The following is a 26,184-nucleotide window of genomic DNA, read 5'->3' on the forward strand; positions in this document are numbered from 1 at the left end:
GCGTTCGTGAATGCCATGCGCAACGTCACGCGCGAACGCTGTTCGGCGCGGTTTCGATCGGGCCGCATGAGCGGTCGTCATTCGAGGATATCGATTCGCTGCGTGGATGCGGCGTAAAGTGGCAAGCCGTATCGGCCGTCCGCGCACATCGCTCGTGCGCGGCTCGTGCGGACACAAGCCGCTCACGAGCCGCCACCTTGTCAGACCGAAGCGGTCGGCGATTCGGACGAATGGGGCGCCGGCGCAGACGACGGCTTGTCGGCGAGCGGCACCCGCACGATGAAGCGCGAGCCGCCCTCGGGCGCGTCCGCGTACGATACGGTGCCGCCGTGCATCGCGATGATGTCGTGGACGATCGCGAGGCCGAGGCCCGCGCCTGTCTCGACGCCGCTGCCGCTTTGCGCGTCGCCGCGGAAGAATCGCTTGAAGAGGTCCGCCTGCTGCCCCGCCGGCACGCCGGAGCCGTTGTCCTCGACGACGATCTCGGCCGCCTGCTTGCCATCGTCGAGCGCGATCTGCGACACGTCCATCGTAATCCGCGCGCCTTGCGGCCGCGCGAGCGGCACGTACTTCAGCGCGTTGTCGAGCAGATTCGCGATCACCTCGCGCAGCAGCACCGGATTGCCGCGCACGACGAGCGGCTCGTCGTCGGCGCGGCCGTCGCCGCGTTGGAAGCCGAGATCGACGTGCGCGGCGAGCGCACGCGGCACCCATTCGGCGCCGGTTTCGAAAGCGAGGCCGGCGAGGTCGATGTCGACGAAGCGAGCGGCCTGCTCGCCAGGCTCCGCGCGCGCGAGCGACAGCAACTGATTCGACAGCCGCACCGCACGGTCAGCCGCCGAGCGCAGTTCGCGCACGGCGGTCAGCGCCTGCTGCGGATCGCGCGCAATGGCCGCCTGCTCCGCATGCAGCTTGATCGCGGTGAGCGGCGTGCGCAACTGGTGCGCGGCGTCGGCGATGAACTTGCGCTGCGCGTCGAGCGCGGTCTTCAGGCGGCCGAGCAGCGCGTTCATCGCGCTCGTGAGCGGCCGGATTTCGAGCGGCACTTCGGTTTCGTCGACGGGCTCGAGCGACGTGTGGGTCTGCCGGTTCAGCGAATCGGCGAGATGCGTGAGCGGGCCGAGCTGCTGGTTGACGACGCGCCACACGATCCCCCAGCCGGCGAGCAGCAACAGGAGGAGCGGCATCATGATCGCGACGAGGAATTCCGCTGCGATCCGGTAGCGGTAGCGCACCGGCTGCGCGACCTCGACGATCATCGGATTGCCGCTTTCCGTCTGCTCGACGCGCACTTGCGCGACCCGCACCGCCTGGTTGTCGTATTCGGCCTCGAACACGTACGCAACGTGCATCCGGCGCACGCTCGTGCCTTGTAGCGGCAGCTTCGGATCGCCGGCGAGCTCGTGCTCGCCGTCGCTGATCCGGTAGATCAGCTGTTCGGTGGGATCGGAGAACATCGCCTGCGCAAGCGGCGGCACCGTGAACGGCGCATCGGGGCCGGCGATCTGGATCTGTTTCGAGATGGCCGACGCGAGATCCGCGAGCGATCGGTCGACGACGTGCTGCGTGTATTGCCACGCAAGCCAGTACGCAATGAGGCCGCTCATCAGCGCGAGCATCGACAGCGGCGCGGCGAGGCGCCGCAGCAGCGTGCGGCGCAGGCTGGTCACAGCCGGATCAAGGGACATCGCGCGAAAGAATAGGATAAGCGCCGCTTCGCGAAGCGGTGCGGGTAGGGCGCGCGGCGCGCGCGGCCGCAGCGTGCCGCACGCGCGGCGTCAGACCGTCAGACGCTCGCGGTCTGGCGGATTTCCTGCAGCAGGTAGCCGAAGCCGCGCACCGTGACGATCTCGACACGGCACTGCTCGAGCTTCTTGCGCACCCGGTGCACGTAGACTTCGATCGCGGTGTCGCCGAGATCGCCGCCGAAGTGCGTCAGGTGATCCTGCAGTTGCGCCTTGCTGACGACGCGGCCGTGGCGAAGCAGCAGCATCTCGAGTACCGCGAATTCGCGCGGCGACAACTCGAGCGGCTTGTCGTCGTTGAAGATGCGGCGATCGACGCCCGACAGGCGCACGCCGCCGAGCGACACTTCCGGACGCGGCATGTCGCTGTGCGGGCCGCTGCGACGCATCACCGCGCGGATTCGCGCTTCGAGTTCGGCGGGCTCGAACGGCTTCAGCATGTAGTCGTCGGCGCCGGAGTTGAGGCCCTGCACGCGATCGTTCAGTTCGTCGCGCGCGGTCAGCACGATGACGGGCGTGTGGCGGTTGGTCTGGCGGAAGCGCGACAGCAGCGTCATGCCGTCGATGCCGGGCAGGCCGAGGTCGAGGATCACGAGTTCGTGGCGGTTTTGCGCGAGCGCCTGCTCGGCAAAGATGCCGTCGTGAACCATGTCGACGGTGAAGCCCGCCTGTTCGAGGCTGCTTTGAATGCCGCGTGCGATGGGGCGGTCGTCTTCGATCAGAAGGAGTCGCATGAGATTCGCTCAAGTACAATGGGTTGGCGGTTCAGGCACGCGGGACAGCACGACGCCGTTTCCACGAAAACGTCGCATGCCCGGCGGCAAGCAGGACGGCCAGCAACGAACATCTCGATCATGTCCGATATTTCGATCCACGAACTCGAAGCCGCGATCAATTTCTGGCGGGCCCGCTCGCCGGCGAGCGGCGACGAACTCGAACTCTGCGAAGAGGCTAGCGCGCTTTCCAAACCGTATGCATTGCTGATTGTACAGCGCCAAAGTGCGCTGCAACTGGAAGGATTGGACCCTAAGGCGCGCAACGCATGGGACGCTTACGTTCGACTTAACGACGGCTTGGAAAGCTGAAGGCTTTCGCTTCATTCAGCATAGAAAACGCTTACTGAAAGCGATACGTTGACGATCCGATTTCGAATCTCCATCAGGGTAATTACGCAGCCTTTGCGTGCTTGCCCACTTCCTCGATGAAATGCGCGAGCTTGATGTCGCGCTCGGTGAGACCGTCGGCGTCGTGCGTCGACAGCGTGATTTCGACGCGGTTATAGACGTTGAACCACTCGGGGTGGTGATTCGCTTCCTGGGCCTTGATCGCGACGCGCGTCATGAAGCCGAACGCTTCGTTGAAATCGGCGAAGCGAAAACTGCGCTGGATGGCGTCGCGGCCCGGCACGGCTGTCCAGTGAGGCAGGCTTTCGAGTTGCGTCTTGCGTTCTTCCGATGTGAGCTTGTGAACCATTTTCATACCTCGTCCAATAGCGGCGAGGCCGCGCGCCTTCGCGCGGCGAGGTGCCGTATCGGCCATTCTTTCATATTTGTTCGTCAAGCGTCTTCATCGATTGCCCAGCCTTTGCCCGTGCCGCGCGTGAGCACGTGATCGCCGTCCAGCACCGCGCCCGCCGTGTGCTCGGGCGCGTCGGCGAGCCGGGCGGCGAGTGCGCGAGCGTCGACATGCGCGAGCGCAAAGAGCTGCGCGAAATCGTCGATTACGAAGTAGGTCTTCTGGAACGTGTCGATCCGGTAACGGGTCCGCATCACGCGCTCGAGATCGAAGCCGAACCGGTTCGGCGCCGCGCTTTCGAGGCTGTAGAGCGTCTCGCCCTTGCTCGACACGATGCCCGCGCCGTAGATCCGCAGCTCGCTTTGCCGGCGCGCGTCGCGGAGCAGGCCGAATTCGACGGTATACCAATAGAGGCGCGCGAGCAGCGCCAGCGCGCGCGGATCGTCGGCGACGGCGAGCGCCGCGCGGCCATACGCGTGCATGTAGTCGGCGAAGACGGGATCGATCAGGAGCGGCACGTGGCCGAACAGATCGTGGAAGCAGTCCGGCTCCTGCAGGTAGTCGAGCTGGTCCGGCCGGCGCATCCACCAGGTGACCGGAAACCGCCGGTTCGCGAGATGCTCGAAGAATACCGCGTCAGGCACGAGGCCCGGCACGGCGACGATTCGCCAGCCGGTCGCGGGCTGGAGTCGCCGGTTCACGTCGGCGAACGACGGCACGCGCTCGGGGGACAAGTCGATGCATGCGAGGCCGTCGACGAATGCGTCGCACGCGCGGCCGCGCAGCAGCGACGCCTGGCGCGTATAGAGCTGCTTCCACACCGCGTGGTCGACCTCGCCGTAGCGGGCGAGCGGCTGATCGATGGTGAAATCGGCACGGGTTTCGAGGCCCGCGTCGAACTGTTCCTTCAGTTTCGCGGTGACGACGGTGGACATGGTGAACGCTTGCTTCGCATCGGTTGGGATGCATGCAAGTGTAGAGCGGGCGGCATGCGGATTGGGCGCAAAGTCGTCGAGTATTCGGTTATAAATGCGATAATCTCGCATCACAACGCAGAACTACGCGGAGAATCTTCATGGTGGAACTCGATCACTTCGATTTGGCGCTGCTCGACGTGCTGCAGCGCTTCGGCCGCGCGACGCATCAGCAACTGGGCGAGGAGGTGCCGTTGTCGCCGTCGCAGATCGGCCGGCGGCTGCAGCGGCTCGAGGCGGCGGGCGTGATCGACGGCTACCGCGTCGTGCTGCGGCCCGAACGGCTCGGGCTCGGCGTCACCGCGTTCACGAGCCTGAAGCTCAAGCATCACGGCGATTCGATCATCGAGCAGTTCCAGCAGCAGATCGACGTGCTGCCCGAAGTGCTCGAATGCCATGCGGTGGTCGGCGATGCCGATTATCTGCTGCGGATCGTCGCGCCGGATCTGAACGCGCTGTCATCGTTCGTGATGAAAAAGCTGATGCGGGTGCCGGGCGTCGACAGCGTGCGCTCGAACATCGTGCTCACGACGTTCAAGCGCAATGGGCCGCTGCCGCTCGGCCATCTGGCGTCCGGCACGCCCGCTGCATGACGCGAGGGGCAGGAGGGCGGCCGTCGGCGGCCGGCTGGCGCGCGGGCCACGTCGGCCGGCCCGCAACGCCGACGAGTCTCACGCGGCGGGTTCGGCCTGCGCGTTGAGCAGATCGACGTACGCGACCGCGACGAGATCGTCGCTCGGCACGCCGAGCTTCGCGAACACCGCTTGCGCCTCCGCGTGGCCGCCTTCCTCGTCGTCGTCCGGCGCGAGCACGACTTCCAACTCGACGAAGTCGCCGAGGCCGTCGACGCGGTCGAGATGGATTCGCGTGCGGCCCGCGAGGTAGACGTGCCGCTCTTTCGTCACGATGCCGCGGGTCGTCAGCGCAGTCGCGAGGAGCGCGTGCATCGCGTCCGGATTCGTCACCGGGCTGCGTGTGTAATACGACGCCTTCGGGCCGTCCTGGTCGTCGCGCTGGTAGAAGATCAGCTCGGCGGGCGTGCCGTCTTCGAAGCGGCGCAGCTTCAGGCGGCCGCGCGGCACGTCGTAGAAGAAATCCTGCTGCCGATAGAAGAGGGGTGCCTCGGTCGCCAGCTCGGCGGCCCGTTCGCGCAGTTGTTCGAATTCGCGCGCGCGGGCTTTGATCTCGATGTTGCGGGCCATGCGGGTCTCCTGTGAAGAGCGTTTGCGGGTCCGGACGAACCATCCAGAAGCCCTCATTCTATCGGGGCGCGAGCCGTTTTGACGCGACGCGGAAGACGGTGGGCCGCGCGCGGCGGATACGGTTGTGCCGCGGGCGTTTGCGCGGCGCGAGCGGTGCCGGGATGGGCGGTTGCCGGCGCGGCATGGCGCCGAATGCGGCGGGGCAGCGCGATGCAGCGCGGCGGCCGTCGCCGGTGCGGCATTGAGCTGCAGCCGTGCGGTTCGAAACCGGCACGAATGCGCGAGCGTCGTGCCGACGCACGCGGCGTCAGCGAGTCATTCTCCAACCCTTTATATCGAAGCCGCCGCGCCGATCATCATCAGCGGCGCTCATATTGCCCATTGCTCGTCGATGAGGCGCAGCGCGGCGGCGATCGCCGGCTCGTCGCGCCGCTCGGCGAGCGTGACGAACGTGAGCTCGGCGGGCACCGAGACATGCTCGACGATCGTGAGCGCATGCGCATGCGCTTCCCGCAGCGCGACCGAGTCACGCGCGAGCGTCAAGCCGACGCCCGATTTGACGAGATCGAGCATCGACGTCTCTTGATCGACTTCGGCGACCTTGACGGGCTGCACGCCGGCATCGGCGAAGCGGCGCGACAAGAGCCGCTGGTGCGCGGACGCGGCGGGCGTCCAGATCCACGGCAGCGCGGCGAGCTCGCGCCACGTGCGCGCGCGCTCGCCGCGCTCCTTCCAGCCGGCGGGCGCGAGCACGCGATAGCGGAACTGCGTGAGCGTCACCGTTTGGAAGCGCTCGGCGTCGCGCGGATCGTCCTCTTCCGGCCGGCCGATGTAGTAGCCGACGTCGAGCTCGCGCGCGCGAACCTGGTCGAGCACCCAGCCGGACATCCCGTGCCGGAGCGCCGTCTCGATCTGCGGATAGGTCTCGACGAGCCGCTTCAGGAAGCCGCCGAGCCGCAGGAATTCCGGATCGAGGATCGTGCCGATCCGCAGCCGCCCGCGCACTTCGTGCCGCAGCGCGGCGGCCGCGCGCTTCACGTCGGCCGCCGCGTCGAGCGCGCGTTCCGCATGCGGCAGCAGCGCCTGGCCGTCGCGCGTGAGCACGAGTCCGCGCGCCGTGCGCACGAACAGCGCAACGCCGAGCAGGTCCTGCAGATTCTTGATTTGCAGACTGACGGCGGGCTGCGTCAGATGCAGGTGCGTCGCCGCGCGCGTGAGGTTGCCCTCGCGCGCGACCGCGACGAACGCGCGGAGCAGAGTCAGGTCCATCGAGCAATATTAGATCGGCTTATAACGCAATTGAGCATAACTCATTGGATCGCGAACGGGGCTCGCGGGTACGCTTCATCCCCGAAGCACGCGATTCGCGTGCAACACGCAAAGCGGAAAGCGGCAACGGCAAACACGGAGGACGACATGACCGATACCCATTCGAACGATTCGCGCGTGCGCGCACTGACCCATTTCATCGGCGGCCGCGCGGTCGACGGCGTGAGCGACCGCTACGGCGACGTGTTCGACCCGGCGCTCGGCAAGTTGACGGCGCGCGTGCCGCTCGCGACGGTCGCGGAAGTCGACGCGGCCGTCGCGGCCGCGGCCGAGGCGTTCCCCGCGTGGAGCGAGACGTCGCCGCTTAAGCGCGCCCGCGTGATGTTCAAGTTCAAGGAACTGCTCGATCGCCATCACGACGAGCTCGCCGAGCTGATCACCCGCGAGCACGGCAAGGTGTTCTCCGACGCGAAGGGAGAAGTGATGCGCGGGATCGAGGTCGTCGAGTTCGCATGCGGCATTCCGAACTTGCTGAAGACCGATTTCACCGACCAGATCGGCGGCGGCATCGACAACTGGAACCTGCGCCAGCCGCTCGGCGTCGTCGCCGGGATCACGCCGTTCAACTTTCCGATGATGGTGCCGTGCTGGATGTTCCCGGTCGCGATCGCGTGCGGCAACACGTTCGTGCTGAAGCCGTCGGAGCGCGATCCTTCGGCGTCGATCCGGCTCGCCGAGCTGTTGAAGGAAGCGGGGCTGCCCGACGGCGTGTTCAACGTCGTGCACGGCGACAAGACGGCCGTCGACGCGCTGATTGCGCATCCGGACATAGCCGCGCTGTCGTTCGTCGGCTCGACGCCGATCGCCGAGTACATTCACACGGAAGCCGCGCGGCGCGGCAAGCGCGTGCAGGCGCTGGGCGGCGCGAAGAACCATCTCGTCGTGATGCCGGATGCGAACCTCGATCAGGCGGTCGACGCGCTGATCGGCGCCGCGTACGGGTCGGCCGGCGAGCGCTGCATGGCGATTTCCGTCGCGGTCGCCGTGGGCGGCGTCGCGGACGCGCTCGTCGAGCGGCTCACCGAGCGTGCGAAGACGTTGAAGATCGGTAACGGAATGGATGGCGATGTCGAAATGGGGCCGCTCGTGACGGCCGCGCATCGCGCGAAGGTGTCCGCGTACATCGACGCGGGCGTCGCGGCGGGTGCGAAGCTCGTCGTCGACGGGCGCAATCACGTCGTCGACGGATACGAGAACGGTTTCTTTCTCGGCGGCACGCTGTTCGACGACGTCGCGACCGATATGTCGATCTACCGCGAGGAGATCTTCGGGCCGGTGCTGGCCGTCGTGCGGGTGCCGGATTTCGCGAGCGCGGTCGAGCTCATCAACGCGCACGAATTCGCGAACGGCGTGTCGTGCTTCACGTCCGACGGCGGCGTCGCGCGCGCGTTCGCGCGGCAGATTCAGGTCGGGATGGTCGGCATCAACGTGCCGATTCCGGTGCCGATGGCGTGGCATTCGTTTGGCGGCTGGAAGCGCTCGCTGTTCGGCGATCACCATGCGTATGGCGAGGAGGGCGTGCGCTTCTACACGCGCTACAAGAGCGTGATGCAGCGCTGGCCGGACAGCATCGCGAAGGGGGCGGAGTTCACGATGCCCGTCGCTAAGTGACGCGATCGCGACCGTTGTTTTGACGACGCCGCGCGGCTCACGCAAAGAGGCCGCGCGGTCTATGCTTTAACGGCGCGCATCGATGCTATTTGCGCGGCCTGCGCCGCGGCGCATGACGACGGTCCGCGCAAGACCGCCGCACCAGAATCGAGGAGACAGAGACGGTGGCTACCGAACGGACGCTCGAAGGCGAATTCGATTATGTGATCGTCGGGGCCGGCACGGCCGGCTGCGTGCTCGCGAACCGGCTCACCGAAGATCCCGACGTAACCGTGCTGCTGCTCGAAGCCGGCGGCAAGGACGACTATCACTGGATCCACATCCCGGTCGGCTATCTGTATTGCATCGGCAATCCGCGCACCGACTGGCTCTACAAGACCGAGCCCGAAGCCGGGCTGAACGGCCGCGCGCTGTCGTATCCGCGCGGGCGCGTGCTGGGCGGCTCGTCGTCGATCAACGGCATGATCTACATGCGCGGCCAGCGCGGCGATTACGACGATTGGGCGCGCGCGACGGGCGACGACGGCTGGTCGTGGGACGCGGTGCTGCCGATCTTCAAGCGCAGCGAGGATCATCACGCGGGCGCGAGCGACGCGCACGGCGCGGGCGGCATGTGGCGCGTCGAGAAGCAGCGGCTGCGCTGGGAGATCCTGGAGGCGTTCTCGCAGGCCGCGCAGCAGACGGGCATTCCGTCGACCGACGATTTCAACCGCGGCGACAACACGGGTGTCGGCTATTTCGAAGTCAACCAGAAGCGCGGCATCCGCTGGAACGCATCGAAGGCGTTCCTGCGTCCCGCGCTCGCGCGGCCGAACCTGACCGTGATCACCGGCGCGCAGGCCGAGCGGCTCGTGTTCGACGGCAAGCGCTGCGCGGGCGTCGAGTATGGCGGCGGCGGCGTGCCTTACGTCGCGCGTGCGCGCGGCGAAGTGCTGCTCGCGTCGGGCGCCGTGAATTCGCCGCAGTTGCTCGAGCTGTCCGGCGTCGGCGACGGCGGCCGGCTGCAGGCGCTCGGCATCGGCGTCGTCGCGGATCTGCGCGGCGTCGGCGAAAACCTTCAGGATCACTTGCAACTGCGGATGGCGTTTCGCGTGCGCGGCGTGCGCACGCTGAATACGTTGTCCGCGCACTGGTGGGGCAAGCTGATGATCGGCGCGCAATACGCGCTGATGCAGCGCGGGCCGATGTCGATGGCGCCGTCGCAACTGGGCGCGTTCGCGAAATCGGACCCGAACGATCCGGCGCTCACGCGGCCCGATCTCGAATATCACGTGCAGCCGCTGTCGCTCGAGCGTTTCGGCGAGCCGCTGCATCGCTTCAACGCGTTCACCGCGTCGGTCTGTCATCTGCGGCCGACGTCGCGCGGCAGCATTCACGCGGGGTCGCCGGACCCGATGCACGCGCCGTCGATCGCGCCGAACTATCTGTCGACCGATTACGATCGCCACGTCGCGGCAAACGCGCTGCGCCTGACGCGCCGGATCGCCGCCGCATCCGCGCTCGCGCGCTATGCGCCTGAGGAAATCCTGCCGGGCGTCCAGTACCGAAGCCGAAGCGACGAAGAATTGATCGCGGCGGCGGGCGCCGTCGGTACGACCATCTTCCATCCGGTCGGCACGTGCAAGATGGGGCGCGCGGACGATCCGGACGCGGTCGTCGATAGCCGCCTGCGCGTGCGCGGCGTGGCGGGGCTGCGGGTCGTCGACGCGTCGGTGATGCCGACAATCACGTCGGGCAACACGAATTCGCCGACGCTGATGATCGCCGAGCGCGCGAGCGACATGATTCGCGCGGATCGTCGCGGCACGTCGGAGCGCGGCGCGGCTGCGCGCGCCGAAGCCGTGCTGCCGACGTAAAAATGACACGATCCGTTGAAAGAATTGGCAAAGAATCGACATAAGAAAAACGGCTGAGGGTTAACCCAAAAGCGCAACGAAGCATCTCGCATGTATTCGATCGCGGCGTTTGTTTCGATTCATGCCGGAACGCGTTTTTTTCTCCGAAGATCTTTTCGCCGCGCGTAGAAAAAATACGCATGTCATCAGGGTTTGCGCGAGGCCGGAAACGGTTTCGCGCGAGCCGGCAGGCGGCTCGGCAATGCGCGGACGCATTGATCTGGACGACAAAAAAAGCGTGTAAAAAATACTGATGGCCGTCGCGCCCTATAAGTGCAAATCCCGATGAATGCACTGCACCAACGGCGCGACAATGACACGCAGTCTGAATCTGCGACTTGCGTGAGGAGACCAGCCTCGACGCAATGACATAAAGCTCGGGGGCAGCCTCTCATCCGCTGAATGCATCGTGGCCGCTTGCGCGAGATTTCCCAGCGCTTCGCCTCACTTCGTAGGAAGGGAACATGATTCTCGGCGACACGATTCTCGAAACACGCGGACTCACGAAGGAATTCAAGGGTTTCACCGCGGTGAACGGTGTGAACCTGCGCGTGCGGCGCGGCTCGATCCATGCGCTGATCGGGCCGAACGGCGCCGGCAAGACCACTTGCTTCAATCTCCTGACAAAATTCCTGAAGCCGACCGCGGGTCAGATCGTCTACAACGGCATCGACATCACCGACGAGCGCCCGGCGCAGATTGCGCGGCGCGGCGTGATCCGTTCGTTCCAGATTTCCGCGGTGTTTCCGCATCTGACGGCGTTGCAGAACGTGCGCATCGGCCTGCAGCGCTCGCTCGGCACCGCATTCCATTTCTGGCGCAGCGAACGGTCGCTGAAGCGTCTCGACGATCGCGCGATGGATCTGCTCACGCAGGTCGGCCTCACCGATTTCGCGCACGTGCCGACGGTCGAGCTCGCGTACGGCCGCAAGCGCGCGCTCGAGATCGCGACGACGCTCGCGATGGAGCCGGAGTTGATGCTGCTCGACGAGCCGACGCAGGGGATGGGCCACGAGGACGTCGATCGCGTGACGGCGCTCATCAAGAAGGTCGCGAGCGGCCGCACGATCCTGATGGTCGAGCACAACATGAACGTGATCGCGGGCATCTCCGACACGATCACTGTCCTGCAGCGCGGCGAAGTGCTCGCGGAAGGCACGTATGCGGAGGTGTCGAAGAATCCGCTCGTCGTCGAGGCGTACATGGGCAGCGCCGACGCGGCGCTCGCGGGGGCACACGCATGAACCACAGCGAACGGGAAGAGCGCGAGTTGAACAATGTCGAAAGCGGGACGCCCGCGCTCGCGCTCGCGGGGCTCGAAGCGTGGTACGGCGAATCGCACATCCTGCACGGCGTCGATCTGACGGTGCACCGGGGCGAGGTCGTCACGCTGCTCGGCCGCAACGGCGCGGGCCGCACGACGACGCTGCGCGCGATCATGGGGCTCACGGGCCGGCGCAGCGGCTCGATCAAGGTCGCCGGCCACGAGACCATCGATCTGCCGACGCACAGGATCGCGCATTACGGCATCGGCTATTGCCCGGAGGAGCGCGGGATCTTCTCGAGCCTGTCGTGCGAGGAGAACCTGCTGCTGCCGCCCGTGCTCGGCGATCGCCAGGGTGCGATGTCGCTCGAAGACATCTACGAGATGTTCCCGAACCTTGCGTCGCGCCGCAGCAGCCAGGGCACGCGGCTGTCAGGCGGCGAGCAGCAGATGCTCGCCGTCGCGCGGATCCTGCGCACGGGCGCGAACCTGCTATTGCTCGACGAGATCTCCGAAGGCCTCGCGCCCGTGATCGTGCAGACGCTTGCGAAGATGATCGTCACGCTGAAGGCGCGCGGCTACACGATCGTGATGGTCGAGCAGAACTTCCGTTTCGCGGCGCCGCTCGCGGATCGCTTCTACGTGATGGAGCACGGCCGCATCGTCGAGCATTTCGGCGCGACCGAGCTCGAGGGGAAGATGCCCGTGCTGCACGATTTGCTCGGCGTTTAGCGCGCCGCTTTGCCGGTCCCCCGATGTACATAACCTGACAACCACAACGCACTACACCAGGAGACGTCAATGAAATTGAAGACCCTTGCGCACGCATGTCTCGCCGTCGCCGCCGCGTGGTCGGTGGGCGCCGCGCAGGCCGCGGATACCGTGAAGATCGGTTTCATCACCGACATGTCCGGCCTTTATGCGGACATCGACGGACAGGGCGGCCTCGAGGCGATCAAGATGGCGGTGGCCGATTTCGGCGGCAAGGTCAACGGCAAGCCGATCGAAGTCGTGTATGCCGATCACCAGAACAAGGCGGACATTGCCGCGTCGAAGGCGCGCGAATGGATGGACCGCGGCGGGCTCGATCTGCTCGTCGGCGGCACGAACTCGGCGACGGCGCTGTCGATGAACCAGGTCGCCGCCGAGAAGAAGAAGGTCTACGTCAACATCGGCGCGGGCGCGGATACGCTGACGAACGAGCAGTGCACGCCGTACACGATCCACTACGCGTACGACACGATGGCGCTCGCGAAAGGCACGGGCTCGGCCGTGGTGAAGCAGGGCGGCAAGACGTGGTTCTTCCTGACCGCCGATTACGCGTTCGGCAAGGCGCTCGAGAAGAACACCGCGGACGTCGTGAAGGCAAACGGCGGCAAGGTGCTCGGCGAAGTGCGGCATCCGCTGTCGGCGTCGGACTTCTCGTCGTTCCTGTTGCAGGCGCAGTCGTCGAAGGCGCAGATCCTCGGCCTCGCGAACGCGGGCGGCGATACGGTGAACGCGATCAAGGCGGCGAAGGAGTTCGGCATCACGAAGACGATGAAGCTGGCCGCGCTGCTGATGTTCATCAACGACGTCCATGCGCTCGGCCTCGAGACGACGCAGGGTCTCGTGCTGACGGACAGCTGGTACTGGAATCGCGATCAGGCGTCGCGGCAGTGGGCGCAGCGCTACTTCGCGAAGATGAAGAAGATGCCGTCGAGCCTGCAGGCGGCTGACTATTCGTCGGTGACGACGTACCTGAAGGCGGTGCAGGCGGCGGGCTCGACCGATTCCGAGAAGGTGATGGCGCAGCTCAAGAAGATGAAGATCGACGACTTCTACGCGAAGGGCTACATCCGCACGGACGGCAGCATGATTCACGACATGTATCTGATGGAAGTGAAAAAGCCGTCCGAGTCGAAGGAGCCGTGGGACTACTACAAGGTCGTCGCGACCATCCCGGGCGAGCAGGCGTTCACGACGAAGCAGGAGACGCGCTGCGCGTTGTGGAAGTGATGCGGCGCGTTCGCCGCGCGCGTTTCGGCGCGCGGCGATCGCACGCGCAACGGCGGCTCCAACGCGGCCGTTGCGCCCATTTGGTTGCATGCGCAACGATTTCAACCTGACAGACTGACTGACGGCAGATTCGATGAACATCTTCGGCATTCCGATGTCGGCGATGCTGAGCCAGTTGTTGCTCGGACTCGTCAATGGCTCGTTCTACGCGATCCTGAGCCTCGGGCTCGCGGTGATCTTCGGGCTGCTCAACGTGATCAACTTCGCGCACGGCGCGCTCTTCATGCTGGGCGCGATGCTCGCGTGGATGGGGCTCACGTATCTCGGCCTGCCGTACTGGGCGATGCTCGTGCTCGCGCCCGTCATCGTCGGGCTGTTCGGCATCCTGATCGAACGCTCGATGCTGCGCTGGCTCTACAAGCTCGATCACCTGTACGGCCTGCTGCTGACGTTCGGGCTCACGCTTGTCGTCGAAGGCGTGTTCCGCGCGATCTACGGCTCGTCCGGACAGCCGTACGACGTGCCCGAGCTCCTGTCCGGCGCGACGAATCTCGGCTTCATGTTCTTGCCGAACTATCGCGCGTGGGTCGTCGTCGCGTCGCTCGCGGTGTGCATGGCGACGTGGTTCGTCATCGAAAAGACGCGGCTCGGCGCGTACCTGCGTGCGGGCACCGAGAATCCGAGGCTCGTCGAGGCGTTCGGCGTCAACGTGCCGATGATGGTCACGCTGACCTACGGCTTTGGCGTCGCGCTCGCCGCATTCGCCGGCGTGCTCGCCGCGCCGGTGATCCAGGTGTCGCCGCTGATGGGGCAGTCGATGATCATCACCGTGTTCGCGGTCGTCGTGATCGGCGGGATGGGCTCGATTCTCGGCTCGATCCTGACGGGCCTGATGCTCGGCGTGATCGAGGGGTTGACGCGGGTGTTCTATCCGGAAGCGTCGGCGACAGTCGTCTTCGTGATCATGGCGATCGTGCTGCTGATCCGTCCGGCGGGTTTATTCGGCAAGGAAAGATGATGCAGAGAAAAGCGCTCTACGGGCTGCTGCTGATCGGCCTGCTCGCCGCGCCGTTCGTCGGCGCGTATCCGGTGTTCGTGATGAAGGTGCTGTGCTTCGCGCTCTTCGCGGCCGCGTTCAATTTGCTGATCGGCTTCACGGGCCTGCTGTCGTTCGGCCATGCGATGTTCCTCGCGACCGCGGGCTACGTGACGGGCTACGCGATGCAGTCGCTCGGCACGACGCCCGAGCTCGGCGTGCTCGCGGGCACGGCGGCGGCGACCGTGCTCGGCCTCGTCGTCGGGCTGTTCGCGATCCGGCGGCAGGGCATCTATTTCGCGATGATCACGCTCGCGTTCGCGCAGATGGTGTACTTCATCTATCTGCAGGCGCCGTTCACGCACGGCGAGGACGGCCTGCAGGGCGTGCCGCGCGGCCGGCTGTTCGGAATCGTCGATCTGTCGTCGGATCTCGCGCTCTATTACGTCGTGCTCGTCGTGATCGCGTGCGCGTGCTTCTTCATCGTGCGCATTGTGCATTCGCCGTTCGGGCAGGTGCTCGTCGCGATCAAGGAGAACGAGCCCCGCGCGACGTCGCTCGGCTACGATACCGATCGCTTCAAGCTGCTCGCGTTCATCCTGTCGGCCGGGCTTGCGGGCCTCGCGGGCTCGCTGAAGGTCGTCGTGCTCGGCTTCGAGACGCTGAGCGACGCGTACTGGACGATGTCGGGCCTCGTCGTGCTGATGACGCTCGTGGGCGGCATGGGCACGCTGTTCGGCCCGCTCGTCGGCGCGGCGCTGATCGTCGCGCTCGAGGATCGGCTCGGCGACATCGGCGGCTGGCTCGCGTCGGCAACGGGCATCGACTGGTTCCGCTCGCTCGGCGAGTCCGCGACGATCGTCACGGGCCTCATCTTCATTGCGTGCGTGCTCGCGTTCCGGCGCGGGATCGTCGGCGAGGTGATCGCGCGGGTGAGGCCGCTGCGAGCATCCTGAGCGATCGTGCGGTGCGCAACGGATCGTTGGGAATCCGATCTAATTTGGGCGGCAAACGCCGGTCCAGCCTGGCTTTGACGTGCCCCAATTTCGTGCGGCGATGCACCATAGGGGTAAATGCTAGGTTGTCGCACCGTGCAGGCTTGCATTAACCTTCGTCTCAGTTCTGATGCACCGCGAAACGAATTTGCAGGTGGAGAACGAGGAGACATTCGAGGCACTGAGTGCCCGACCCAAAGCGCTGTTGGATTCGTTCCAACAGCGCTTTTTATTTGCGCGTTCGCGGTTGCCCGAAGCATCGTCTTTGCCGAATGCTGCCGATTCCGCTGCCGTCCCTGGCCGTTCGCGAGCACCGGGCGGCCGCTGCCGCTGCGGGCTAACCCGGTTGCCGCACGCGCAACGCGTCCGCTACACTCGCCGTTCCCCGGCCCATCGGTGGGGATTGGCCGAGCGCAAGACACGGAGACGAACTCGATGAAAGAGGCGTGGCGGTTCTGGGGATTCGGCGCGGCAGTCGCATGGGCGGCCGTCGCGGGCTCCGCGTTCGCGGACGTCGAGATCGGCGTCACCGTCTCCGCCATCGTCCCCGCCGCGTCGCTCGATGCCCCCGAAAAGAACACGATCGCGCTGCTGCCGAAGGGAATCGGCGGGCAGAAGGTGAGCTACGTCGTTCTCGGCGATGCGACCGATTCGACGCAGGCTGTGAAGAACGCTCGCAAGCTCACGAGCGAGGACAAGGTCGACGCGCTGATCGGCTCGACCGTCGTGCCGAACGCGCTCGCGATGACCGACGTCGCCGCACAGACACCGACGCCGACGATCTCGATGGCCGCGGCCGTGTCGATCGTCGAGCCGCTCGATGCGAAGCGCACATGGGTCTTCAAGACGCCGCAGAACGACAGCCTGATGGCGAGCGCGATCGCCGGGCACATGGCGAAGCGCGGCGCGAAAACCGTCGCGTTCATCGGTTTCGGCGACGCATACGGCGAGAGCTGGCTCGAGGCATTCGGCAAGGCCGCGACCGTGAAGCGGATCGCGCTGGTCGCGACCGAGCGTTTCGCGCGTACCGACAGGTCGGTGACGGGGCCGGTGCCGAAGGCGCTGTCGAAGCGACCCGATGCGGTGCTGATCGCGAGCGCGGGCACGCCGGCCGCGCTGCCGCTGAAGACGCTGACGGCGCGCGGCTATACGGACGCGATACATCAGACGCATGGCGCCGCGAACAACGATTTCCTGCGCGTATGCGGCAAGGGCTGCGAAGGCACGTATCTGCCCGCCGGCCCGATCCTCGTCTCCGATCAGTTTCCCGATTTGAATCTCATCAAGCCATCCGCGCTCGCGTACAAGCGCGCGTACGAGAACGCGTACGGCGACGGTACGGCGTCGACGCTCGGCGCTCACGCGTGGGACGCGACGCTGCTTTTGCAGCGCGCGATTCCGATCGCGCTGACGAGCGGCCAGCCCGGCGCGCCGGGGTTTCGAAGCATGCTGCGCACGGTGCTGGAGAACGCAAAGGACATCGCCGGCGCGCACGGCGTGTTCGACGTGAGCGCTGCCGACCACGCCGGTCTCGACGAACGCGCACGCGTGAAGGTCGAGATCGCCGGCGGTCAGTGAAAGCGCGTACGGAACTGAGCGCGGTGCATTGCGCGGCGGACGGGGCGGCGAAAGGCGCGTGCGATCGGCCGCGCTTTTTTTGCGGCCGCGCGCGGCGGGCGGGATCCGTCGAACGATTGCAGCAGTAGCAGCAGATGGCGCGTGCGATGTGCGCGCGCAGGGGAGCGCAACAGAACGCGCCCCGCGCCGATTCACGGTGGAATGTGAAACCGGCTGCGGCGGCGTGCAGGTTCGATCGGCGCGCCGTGTCGCAGCGGCGCGATCGATCGCGTTTCGCGCAGCGTTTGGAGACACACAATGAAAATGAATCGATGGATCGAGGCCGCGCTCGCGGCCGGCTGCTTATGTACCGCCACGCTCGCGTCGGCGCAGGTGAGGATCGGCGTCACGGTGTCGGCGACGGGCGCCGCCGCGTCGCTCGGCATTCCCGAGAAGAACACGGTCGCGCTGCTGCCGAAGGAGATCGGCGGCAAGCGCATCGAGTACATCGTGCTCGACGACGCGTCGGACACGAGCCGCGCGGTGCAGAACACGCGCAAGCTGATCGACGAGGATCATGTCGACGCGATCGTCGGCTCGTCGATCACGCCGAACGCGCTCGCGATGATCGACGTCGTCGCGCAAGGCAAGACGCCGACGATTTCGCTCGCCGCGAGCGCGCACATCATCGCGCCGATGGACGCGAAGCGCGCATGGGTGTTCAAGACACCGCAAAACGACCGCCTGATGGCCGACGCGCTCGCTGGCTACATGGCGAAGCACGGCGTGAAGACGGTCGGCTTCATCGGCTTCGCCGATGCCTACGGCGATGGCTGGTACGGCGTGTTCGGCGCGGCCGCGGCGGCGAACGGGCTCAAGATCGTCGCGAACGAGCGCTACAACCGCACCGACGCGTCGGTGACGGGCCAGGTGCTGAAGACGCTGGGCGCGCGTCCGGACGCGGTGCTGATTGCGGGTGCGGGCACGCCGGCTGCGCTGCCCGCGAAGACGCTGAAGGAGCGCGGCTACACGGGCAAGGTTTATCAGACCCACGGCGTTGCGAACAACGATTTCCTGCGCGTATGCGGCAAGGATTGCGATGGCGAACTGCTGCCGGCGGGGCCTGTGCTCGTCGCCGACCAGCTGCCCGATTCGAACCCGGCGAAGCAGCCGGCGCTTGCGTACAAGGCCGCGTATGAGAAGGCGTACGGCGCGGGTGCGGTGTCGACATTCGGTGGCCACGTGTGGGACGCAGGCTTGATGCTTCAGCGCGCGATTCCCGACGCGCTGAAGAAGGCGCAGCCCGGGACGCCGGCGTTCCGCGAGGCGTTGAGGGCGGCGCTCGAGAACGCCAAGGATCTGCCGGTGTCGCACGGCGTGATCAACACGACGCCCGCCGATCACAACGGCTTCGATGCGCGCGCTCGCGTGATCGTGCAGATCGTCGGCGACAAGTGGAAGCTGCAGGCTGATTGAGTGGCGGTTGCGGTTGCCGCTGCGGCTGCAGCGGTAGCGCGGCGCGGCGCGGCGCGTCGTGCGTGCTGCGAGACGTAGGGCAGCACGCGCGGCGACGCGGGTGCTCGTGAGCTTCGCTTGGCGTATCGCGTCCTGCTGTCCTGCTGCATTGGTTTCACGTCGCTCCGGTATGGGCGAGCGGCGCGTCCCGTCCGTTTGCCGGATGACGGAAGTCGTCCTGCACGGCGGCGAGTCGCGCCGCTTCGCAACAGCGCCCGTCGCGCAGGCCGGATTTCCGTTTTTTCCGTCGACGCATTCTCAACCGAAGAGACCACATGGATTTCTCTATCGCGGCGATTCTCGCGCAGGACGGCATGACGACGGGCGCGATCTACGCGCTGCTGTCACTCGCGCTCGTGCTCGTTTTCTCCGTCACGCGCGTGATCTTCATCCCACAGGGCGAATTCGTCACCTACGGCGCGCTGACGCTTGCGGCGCTGCAAGCGCAGAAGTTTCCGGCGACCTGCTGGCTGCTGTTCATCGCGGGCATCGCGTGCTTCATGCTCGAAGTAGGCGGGCTGATCCGATATCGCGCGCGCCGTCACCAGGTTGCCCGCACGCTGACGACGCTCGCGAGCCGCTACGTGCTGCTGCCACTCGCGATCTACGCGGTGACGAGAAGCGTCGCCGCGCAACCGCTGCCGATGACCGCGCAGATCGCGCTCACGCTCGCGATCGTCGTGCCGCTCGGACCGTTCATCTATCGGCTCGTGTATCAGCCGATCGCCGAAGGCACGACGCTGCTGCTGCTGATCGTGTCAGTCGCCGTGCATTTCGCGTTGGTCGGACTCGGGCTCGTGATGTTCGGCGCGGAAGGCTCGCGCACTACTGCGTTCTCCGACGCATCGTTCGGGCTCGGCAGCCTGTCGGTCTCGATGCAGAGCGTCTGGGTGGTCGGTACCGCGCTCGTGCTGATTGCCGCGCTCTATCTGTATTTCGAGCGCACGCTGTCCGGCAAGGCGCTGCGCGCGACGTCGGTGAACCGTCTCGGCGCGCGGCTCGTCGGTATAGGCACGACCGAGGCCGGGCGGCTCGCGTTCACGCTTGCGGCGGGGCTCGGCGCGCTGTCTGGCGTGCTCGTCGGGCCGCTGACGACGATCTACTACGACTCGGGCTTCCTGATCGGCCTGAAGGGCTTCGTCGGCGCGATCATCGGCGGGCTTGTCAGCTATCCGCTTGCGGCAGCGGGCTCGCTGCTCGTCGGCGTCCTCGAATCGTATTCGTCGTTCTGGGCGAGCGCATACAAGGAAGTGATCGTTTTCACGTTGATCGTGCCGGTGCTGCTGTGGCGCAGCCTTGCGGCGCCGCAAACGGAAGACGAGGAGGCGTGACGCGATGAAGGCGATCTTGCGCAACAAGGCATTCTGGTTGTTTCTCGTCGTGCTGTTCGCGCTGCCGGCACTGCCCGACGCGGTGCGCGTGCCCGAGTACTGGATCACGCTGCTGAACTACATCGGGCTCTATGCGATCGTCGCGATCGGGCTCGTGATGCTGACCGGGATCGGCGGGATGACGAGCTTCGGACAGGCGGCGTTCGTCGGTATCGGCGCGTACGCGACCGCGTATCTGACGACGACGTACGGCGCGTCGCCGTGGCTCGGACTGATCGCGGGCATCGCGCTGACGGCGCTCGTTGCGCTCGTGCTGGGCGCTGTCACGATGCGTCTGTCCGGTCATTTCCTGCCGCTCGGGACGATCGCATGGGGGCTCGCGCTGTTTTTCCTGTTCGGCAATCTCGATTGGCTCGGTAAGTACGACGGGATCAACGGCATCCCCGCGCTCACCGCGTTCGGTCAAACGCTCGATACGGGCCGCAGCCTCTATTACGTGATCTGGATCGTCGTGCTCGCGGCGATCGTCTCTGTTCAGAATCTGCTTAATAGCCGACCCGGGCGCGCGATCCGCGCGCTGCGCGGCGGCGGCGTAATGGCTGAGGCGATGGGTGTGAACACCGGATGGATGCGCGTCGCGATCTTCGTTTATGCGGCGGTGCTCGCGTCGATCTCGGGCTTTCTGTATGCGCATCTGCAGCGCGCGGTGAATCCGACGCCGTTCGGGCTGAATCACGGAATCGAGTTCCTGTTCATGGCAGTGGTCGGTGGCGTCGCGCACGTGTGGGGCGCGGTGCTCGGCGCGGTGATCGTCACCGTGTTGCAGGACTACCTGCAGACGCTGCTGCCGAAGCTGCTCGGCGCCGAAGGCAACTTCGAGATCATCGTGTTCGGCGTGCTGATGGTGCTGCTGCTGCAGTACGCGCGGCACGGCGTTTGGCCATTCGTTGCGCGGCTCTTTCCGCGCGAGCCGGCCGCACGGGCGCCAGAGCGTGCGGAGCCGCTGTCGCAGCGCGCGCGGCCGCAGGCCGGCGAAGCGCTGCTCGTCGTTGAAAATGTGCGCAAGCAGTTCGGCGGGCTCGTCGCGGTGAACGACGTGAGCTTCAACGTGCTGGCGGGGCAGATCATCGGCTTGATCGGCCCGAACGGAGCAGGCAAGTCGACGACGTTCAACCTCGTGACGGGCGTGCTACGGCCGACGAGCGGAGAGATCACGTTCCGCGGCGAGCGGATCGACGAACTTGTTTCACGTGAAATCGTGAGGAGGGGTATTGGCCGCACATTCCAGCACGTAAAACTGCTGCCTGGAATGACGGTGCTGGAGAACGTCGCGATCGGTGCGCACTTGCGCGGCACGGCTGGCATCTGGCGCAGCATCGTCAGACTGAATGCGAACGAGGAGGCGCGGCTGATGGCCGAAGCGGCGAAGCAGATTCGGCGCGTCGGGCTTGAAGCGCACATGTATGACGAGGCCGGCAGCCTCGCGCTCGGCCAGCAGCGGACTATCGAGATCGCCCGCGCGCTGTGCAGCGATCCGACGCTATTGCTGCTCGACGAGCCCGCAGCGGGCCTGCGTTATCAGGAGAAACGGCAGTTGGCCGAGCTGCTGCGCAAATTGAAGGCGGAGGGAATGAGCGTGCTGCTCGTCGAACACGACATGGATTTCGTGATGAACCTGACCGATTGGCTGGTCGTGATGGAGTTCGGCATACGGATTGCCGAAGGCTTGCCGCAGGATGTACAGAAGGATCCGGCGGTGCTGGAGGCTTACCTCGGCGGGGTGGAGTGATGGATCAGTCGACGACGCCGGTTCTCGAGGTGCGGGATTTGTCGGTGCGTTACGGCAAGGTCGAGGCGCTGCATCGCGCGGCGCTGAAGGTCGAAGCGGGGCAGATCGTCACAGTGATTGGCCCGAATGGTGCGGGCAAGTCGACGCTGCTCAACGCGGTGATGGGCGCATTGCCGACGCACGGCCACGCGGCCGGTACGATCCGCTATCGCGGCGACGACGTGAGCGCGTTGCCGGTCGAGCAGCGCGTGTCACGCGGCATGTGCCTCGTGCCGGAAAAGCGGGAGCTGTTCGGTACGATGTCGGTCGAAGATAACCTCGTGCTGGGTGCATACCGGCGGAAGTTGGCTGGCGACGCGAATTTTCTCGACGAGCTCGAGCCGGTTTTTACGCTGTTTCCGAGGCTGAAGGAGCGGCGCAAGCAGGCGGCCGGGACGCTGTCGGGCGGCGAGCGGCAGATGCTCGCTGTCGGGCGCGCGCTGATGGGCAAGCCGGATCTGTTGATGCTCGACGAGCCGAGCCTTGGGCTTGCGCCGTTGATCGTGAAGGAGATTTTCCATATCGTCAGCGCGCTGCGTGGAACCGGCGTGGCGACGCTGCTGATCGAGCAGAACGCGCGCGCGGCGCTGCAGATTTCCGATTACGGTTATGTGCTCGAGACCGGCGAGATCGCCCTCGACGGCCCGGCGGGCGAACTTGCACGGAATCCTCAGGTGATCGAAACGTATCTCGGGCTCGCGAAGAAAGCGGTTTAGCGGCCGCTTCGCGTGCTCTGACCGACGGCGTGTTTCACGTGAAACACGCCGTTTTTTTGTTGGTCGGCCGTTCGAACGAGATTCGGGTCAAAAGCTAACCCGCTATAATTCGGCCCATACATTTCTCTGATAGGTTCGTGCGTCGTCCTGCGCGAAGTCCGCAATGCTTTATCCCACTGAATTTGACGTCATCGTCGTCGGCGGCGGTCACGCCGGCACCGAGGCCGCTTTGGCTTCCGCTCGCATGGGCGCGAAGACGCTTCTGCTGACGCACAACATCGAAACCCTCGGGCAGATGAGCTGTAACCCGTCGATCGGCGGCATCGGCAAGGGACATCTGGTCAAGGAAGTCGATGCGCTCGGCGGTGCGATGGCGGCCGCCACAGATGAAGGCGGTATCCAGTTCCGTATTCTGAATTCGTCGAAGGGACCAGCCGTCCGCGCGACGCGTGCGCAGGCCGATCGCGTGCTGTACAAGCAGGCGATTCGCCATCGTCTGGAGAATCAGTCGAATCTGTGGCTGTTTCAGCAGGCGGTCGACGATCTGATGATCGAAGGGGATCGGGTAGTCGGTGCGGTCACGCAGGTCGGCGTTCGATTCCGGGCGCGTGCAGTCGTGCTGACGGCCGGCACGTTCCTGGACGGCAAGATCCACGTCGGGCTCAACAACTATACAGGCGGCCGTGCTGGCGATCCGGCTGCGGTGTCCTTATCGTCGCGCCTGAAGGAGCTGAAGCTGCCGCAAGGGCGGCTGAAGACCGGTACGCCGCCGCGTATCGACGGCCGGACGATCGACTTCTCGATGCTCGAAGAACAGCCGGGTGATCTCGATCCGATCCCGGTGTTCTCGTTCCTCGGGCGGGCCGAGCAGCACCCGCAACAGCTGCCGTGCTGGGTCACGCACACGAATGAGCGCACGCACGACATCATTCGCAGCGGCCTGGATCGTTCTCCGATGTATACAGGCGTCATCGAGGGCGTCGGGCCCCGTTACTGCCCGTCGATCGAGGACAAGATTCACCGCTTTGCGTCGAAGGATTCGCACCAGATCTTTCTCGAGCCGGAAGGGCTGACGACCAACGAGTTCTATCCGAACGGCATTTCGACCAGCTTGCCGTTCGATGTGCAACTCGAGCTCGTGCACTCGATGCGCGGCCTCGAGCAGGCACACATCCTTCGCCCCGGCTATGCGATCGAGTACGACTATTTCGATCCGCGCGCGTTGAAGTCGTCGTTGGAAACCAAAGCGATCAATGGCCTGTTTTTTGCGGGTCAGATCAACGGCACGACCGGCTACGAAGAGGCGGCGGCGCAAGGTTTGCTGGCTGGCATCAACGCAGGCCGCTACGCACAGGAGAAAGAGGCGTGGTGCCCGCGGCGCGACCAGGCATATCTCGGCGTACTCGTCGACGATCTGGTCACGCGCGGTGTGTCCGAGCCGTATCGAATGTTCACGAGCCGCGCCGAATATCGACTGAGCCTGCGCGAAGACAACGCGGACATGCGTCTGACCGAAATCGGGCGCGAACTGGGCGTCGTCGACGACGCCCGCTGGGACGCGTTCAATCGGAAGCGCGACGCTGTTTCACGTGAAACCGAACGGCTGCGCACGACATGGGTGACGCCGAAGACGCTATCTGCCGAAGAGGCGAGCGCGTTGCTCGGCAAGCCGATCGATCACGAATATAGTCTCGCGGAGCTGTTGCGCCGGCCCGGCGTCAGCTATGAAGGCGTGTGCGCGCTGCGCGGCGGCGAGTGCGGCCCGACCGAACCGCTGGCCGACGACGAGATCCTGCTCGCACAGATCAAGGAGCAGATCGAGATCGGCATCAAGTATCAGGGCTATATCGAGCGCCAGGCCGGCGAGATCGAGCGGAACGGTGCGAACGAAAATACGCGATTGCCCGATGGTATCGACTACACGGATGTGCGCGGTCTGTCGTTCGAAGTGAGTCAGAAGCTGAATCAGTTCCGTCCGGAAACGATCGGGCAGGCGTCACGGATCTCGGGCGTGACGCCCGCTGCAATCTCGCTGCTGATGGTTCATCTAAAGAAGCGCGGGCTCGGCCGGCGGAAGGGCGCCGACGGCGCCTCGAATGCCGACGCAGAGGCCAACAACGCCGCGGCGCAGCAATGACGGCGCAACGTCGTCAAGCCCCGATTGCCAGCCGGGAAACGCTGGGAGCATTGCTGTCGGAAGGTGCGGAAGCGTTGGGCGTTGCATTGAGCGATGCGCAGCACGGCGCGCTGCTCGATTACGTCGCGCTGCTCGCGAAATGGAACGCGGTCTACAACCTCACCGCGATTCGCGATCCGCGACAGATGCTGGTTCAACACATCCTCGATTCGTTGTCGATCGTTCCGCATCTCGGCGCGCGCGAAGCGGCCGCGACCGCGCTGGACGTCGGTTCCGGCGGTGGTTTGCCGGGCATCGTGCTCGCGATTACGCTGCCTGAATGGCAGGTGACGCTGAACGACATCGTCCACAAGAAATCCGCATTCCAGACCCAGGCGAAGGCCGAGCTGAAGCTCGGCAATCTGTCGATCGTGACGGGGCGTGTCGAAACGCTGCGTCCCGGCGTCGACGTCCCGGGGAAATTCGACGTGATCGTGTCGCGGGCATTCGCGGATCTGGCGGACTTCGTTACACTTGCCCGGCACCTTGTTGCGCCGGGCGGTTCGATCTGGGCGATGAAGGGCGTGCGTCCCGACGATGAAATCGGCCGCTTGCCAGCCGGCGCGCGCGTCAAGCAAACGGTTCGTCTGACGGTTCCGTCGCTCGACGCGGAGCGGCATCTGATCGAAGTCGAGCTCGACGAAGCAATTTAACCGGCGCGCCGCGAGGCGCCCGGACCATTTGACGAGAAGGAACACACCAACGATGGCAAAGATCTTCTGCGTGGCGAACCAGAAGGGCGGCGTCGGCAAGACGACGACGACGGTCAATCTCGCCGCGAGCCTCGCGGCGCAGGGGCAACGCGTGCTGCTGATCGATCTGGACCCGCAGGGCAATGCCACGATGGGCAGCGGCATCGACAAGGCCGAATGCGAGTCGACTGTCTACGAAGTGCTCGTCGACGGTGTCACGGTTGCCGACGCGCGCGTGCGTCCCGAAGCGGTGAAGTACGACGTGCTGCCGGCGAACCGCGAGCTCGCTGGCGCGGAAATCGAGCTGGTGAGCGTGGAGAACCGCGAGCGCCAGTTGAAGGCCGCGCTCGCGATGGTCGCGGACGACTATGACTTCGTGCTGATCGATTGCCCGCCCGCGCTGTCGCTGCTGACGCTGAACGGTCTGTGCGCGGCGCACGGCGTCGTGATCCCGATGCAGTGCGAATACTTCGCGCTCGAAGGGCTGTCCGACCTCGTCAACACGATCAAGCAAGTGCATGCGAACCTGAATCGCGACCTGAAGGTGATCGGCTTGCTGCGCGTGATGTTCGATCCGAGGATCACGCTGCAGCAGCAGGTTTCCGATCAACTGAAGGCGCACTTCGGCGACAAGGTGTTCGACGCAGTGATTCCGCGCAATGTGCGGCTCGCCGAGGCGCCTAGCTACGGACTTCCCGGCGTGGTGTTCGATCGCGGCTCGCGTGGCGCGCAAGCCTACATTCAGTTCGGTGCGGAAATGATCGAGCGGGTGCGCGCGCTTTGAGTCGGCCTTCCAGACGAGAAT

At 65.6% G+C, this 26,184-nt stretch carries 23 protein-coding genes; 17 read left to right on the forward strand and 6 right to left on the reverse strand.

The features are described from left to right. Window positions 1-200: 200 nt before the first annotated feature. Window positions 201-1,670 (reverse strand): sensor histidine kinase, encoded by a 1,470-nt coding sequence (locus WS62_RS11395; protein WP_066570930.1) that lies wholly within the window; start codon window positions 1,668-1,670, stop codon window positions 201-203. A 116-nt stretch (window positions 1,671-1,786) separates the two neighbouring features. Further along, window positions 1,787-2,479: a response regulator transcription factor gene (locus WS62_RS11400; protein ID WP_004195796.1), complete on the reverse strand. Its 693-nt coding sequence runs from the start codon at window positions 2,477-2,479 to the stop codon at window positions 1,787-1,789. A gap of 120 nt (window positions 2,480-2,599) precedes the next feature. On the opposite strand from WS62_RS11400, the gene WS62_RS11405 reads away from it, so the two are divergent. Then, window positions 2,600-2,830, forward strand: a complete 231-nt coding sequence (locus WS62_RS11405) for a DUF3717 domain-containing protein (protein ID WP_059473578.1) — start codon at window positions 2,600-2,602, stop codon at window positions 2,828-2,830. An 82-nt stretch (window positions 2,831-2,912) separates the two neighbouring features. Here the strand turns inward: WS62_RS11405 and WS62_RS11410 are convergent, their stop codons facing one another. Both WS62_RS11410 and phhA read right to left on the reverse strand, forming a co-directional pair. Continuing rightward, a complete protein-coding gene (locus WS62_RS11410; protein WP_066488836.1) occupies window positions 2,913-3,218 on the reverse strand; it encodes a 4a-hydroxytetrahydrobiopterin dehydratase in 306 nt (101 codons plus the stop codon). A gap of 83 nt (window positions 3,219-3,301) precedes the next feature. Continuing rightward, window positions 3,302-4,195 carry a phenylalanine 4-monooxygenase gene (phhA, locus tag WS62_RS11415; protein WP_066570931.1) on the reverse strand — a complete coding sequence of 298 codons (894 nt, stop codon included), beginning with the start codon at window positions 4,193-4,195 and terminating at the stop codon, window positions 3,302-3,304. Between the two features lie 140 nt (window positions 4,196-4,335). Between phhA and WS62_RS11420 the strand changes: the two genes are divergently transcribed. Continuing rightward, on the forward strand, window positions 4,336-4,827 hold the full coding sequence (locus tag WS62_RS11420) for an Lrp/AsnC family transcriptional regulator (RefSeq protein WP_010107250.1): 492 nt from the start codon (window positions 4,336-4,338) through the stop codon (window positions 4,825-4,827). Between the two features lie 78 nt (window positions 4,828-4,905). Here the strand turns inward: WS62_RS11420 and WS62_RS11425 are convergent, their stop codons facing one another. After that, entirely contained in the window at window positions 4,906-5,436 is a 531-nt protein-coding gene (locus WS62_RS11425; RefSeq protein ID WP_066488840.1) for a class IV adenylate cyclase, read from the reverse strand. A gap of 369 nt (window positions 5,437-5,805) precedes the next feature. After that, window positions 5,806-6,705 (reverse strand): LysR family transcriptional regulator, encoded by a 900-nt coding sequence (locus WS62_RS11430; protein WP_066570932.1) that lies wholly within the window; start codon window positions 6,703-6,705, stop codon window positions 5,806-5,808. Between the two features lie 147 nt (window positions 6,706-6,852). Between WS62_RS11430 and WS62_RS11435 the strand changes: the two genes are divergently transcribed. From WS62_RS11435 to WS62_RS11505, 15 genes are all read left to right on the forward strand, one after another. Next, complete coding sequence (locus tag WS62_RS11435) at window positions 6,853-8,376, forward strand: CoA-acylating methylmalonate-semialdehyde dehydrogenase (RefSeq protein ID WP_066570960.1); 1,524 nt, start codon at window positions 6,853-6,855, stop codon at window positions 8,374-8,376. 164 nt (window positions 8,377-8,540) lie between these two features. Continuing rightward, window positions 8,541-10,232 carry a GMC family oxidoreductase gene (locus WS62_RS11440; RefSeq protein ID WP_066570933.1) on the forward strand — a complete coding sequence of 564 codons (1,692 nt, stop codon included), beginning with the start codon at window positions 8,541-8,543 and terminating at the stop codon, window positions 10,230-10,232. Window positions 10,233-10,735: 503 nt separating this feature from the next. After that, complete coding sequence (locus tag WS62_RS11445; protein WP_010107243.1) at window positions 10,736-11,515, forward strand: ABC transporter ATP-binding protein; 780 nt, start codon at window positions 10,736-10,738, stop codon at window positions 11,513-11,515. Further along, window positions 11,512-12,267, forward strand: coding sequence for an ABC transporter ATP-binding protein (locus WS62_RS11450; RefSeq protein ID WP_066570934.1), 756 nt, complete (start codon window positions 11,512-11,514; stop codon window positions 12,265-12,267). Before WS62_RS11445 ends, WS62_RS11450 begins: the two co-directional genes overlap by 4 nt. Window positions 12,268-12,336: 69 nt before the next feature. Next, a complete protein-coding gene (locus WS62_RS11455) occupies window positions 12,337-13,533 on the forward strand; it encodes a beta-hydroxybutyrate-binding protein (RefSeq protein ID WP_066570935.1) in 1,197 nt (398 codons plus the stop codon). 133 nt (window positions 13,534-13,666) lie between these two features. Further along, window positions 13,667-14,551, forward strand: a complete 885-nt coding sequence (locus WS62_RS11460) for a branched-chain amino acid ABC transporter permease (protein WP_066570936.1) — start codon at window positions 13,667-13,669, stop codon at window positions 14,549-14,551. Continuing rightward, window positions 14,551-15,525 (forward strand): branched-chain amino acid ABC transporter permease, encoded by a 975-nt coding sequence (locus tag WS62_RS11465; protein ID WP_066489025.1) that lies wholly within the window; start codon window positions 14,551-14,553, stop codon window positions 15,523-15,525. The genes WS62_RS11460 and WS62_RS11465 overlap by 1 nt, the downstream gene beginning before the upstream one ends. A 474-nt stretch (window positions 15,526-15,999) precedes the next feature. Further along, window positions 16,000-17,142, forward strand: a complete 1,143-nt coding sequence (locus tag WS62_RS11470; RefSeq protein ID WP_066570937.1) for an ABC transporter substrate-binding protein — start codon at window positions 16,000-16,002, stop codon at window positions 17,140-17,142. Between the two features lie 297 nt (window positions 17,143-17,439). After that, complete coding sequence (locus tag WS62_RS11475; protein WP_066570938.1) at window positions 17,440-18,597, forward strand: ABC transporter substrate-binding protein; 1,158 nt, start codon at window positions 17,440-17,442, stop codon at window positions 18,595-18,597. 314 nt (window positions 18,598-18,911) lie between these two features. Then, window positions 18,912-19,967 (forward strand): branched-chain amino acid ABC transporter permease, encoded by a 1,056-nt coding sequence (locus WS62_RS11480; RefSeq protein WP_066570939.1) that lies wholly within the window; start codon window positions 18,912-18,914, stop codon window positions 19,965-19,967. Between the two features lie 4 nt (window positions 19,968-19,971). Then, window positions 19,972-21,756 (forward strand): branched-chain amino acid ABC transporter ATP-binding protein/permease, encoded by a 1,785-nt coding sequence (locus tag WS62_RS11485; protein ID WP_066570940.1) that lies wholly within the window; start codon window positions 19,972-19,974, stop codon window positions 21,754-21,756. After that, window positions 21,756-22,511, forward strand: a complete 756-nt coding sequence (locus WS62_RS11490) for an ABC transporter ATP-binding protein (protein WP_066570941.1) — start codon at window positions 21,756-21,758, stop codon at window positions 22,509-22,511. The genes WS62_RS11485 and WS62_RS11490 overlap by 1 nt, the downstream gene beginning before the upstream one ends. 163 nt (window positions 22,512-22,674) lie before the next feature. Further along, on the forward strand, window positions 22,675-24,648 hold the full coding sequence (mnmG, locus tag WS62_RS11495; protein WP_066570942.1) for a tRNA uridine-5-carboxymethylaminomethyl(34) synthesis enzyme MnmG: 1,974 nt from the start codon (window positions 22,675-22,677) through the stop codon (window positions 24,646-24,648). After that, on the forward strand, window positions 24,645-25,340 hold the full coding sequence (gene rsmG, locus WS62_RS11500) for a 16S rRNA (guanine(527)-N(7))-methyltransferase RsmG (protein WP_082720888.1): 696 nt from the start codon (window positions 24,645-24,647) through the stop codon (window positions 25,338-25,340). The genes mnmG and rsmG overlap by 4 nt, the downstream gene beginning before the upstream one ends. Before the next feature lie 52 nt (window positions 25,341-25,392). Next, window positions 25,393-26,163 carry a ParA family protein gene (locus tag WS62_RS11505; RefSeq protein ID WP_059473446.1) on the forward strand — a complete coding sequence of 257 codons (771 nt, stop codon included), beginning with the start codon at window positions 25,393-25,395 and terminating at the stop codon, window positions 26,161-26,163. The last annotated feature ends 21 nt before the right edge of the window (window positions 26,164-26,184 follow it).

It is taken from the genome of Burkholderia sp. ABCPW 14 (assembly GCF_001523835.1).
In the GTDB taxonomy this organism is placed as follows: domain Bacteria; phylum Pseudomonadota; class Gammaproteobacteria; order Burkholderiales; family Burkholderiaceae; genus Burkholderia; species Burkholderia mayonis.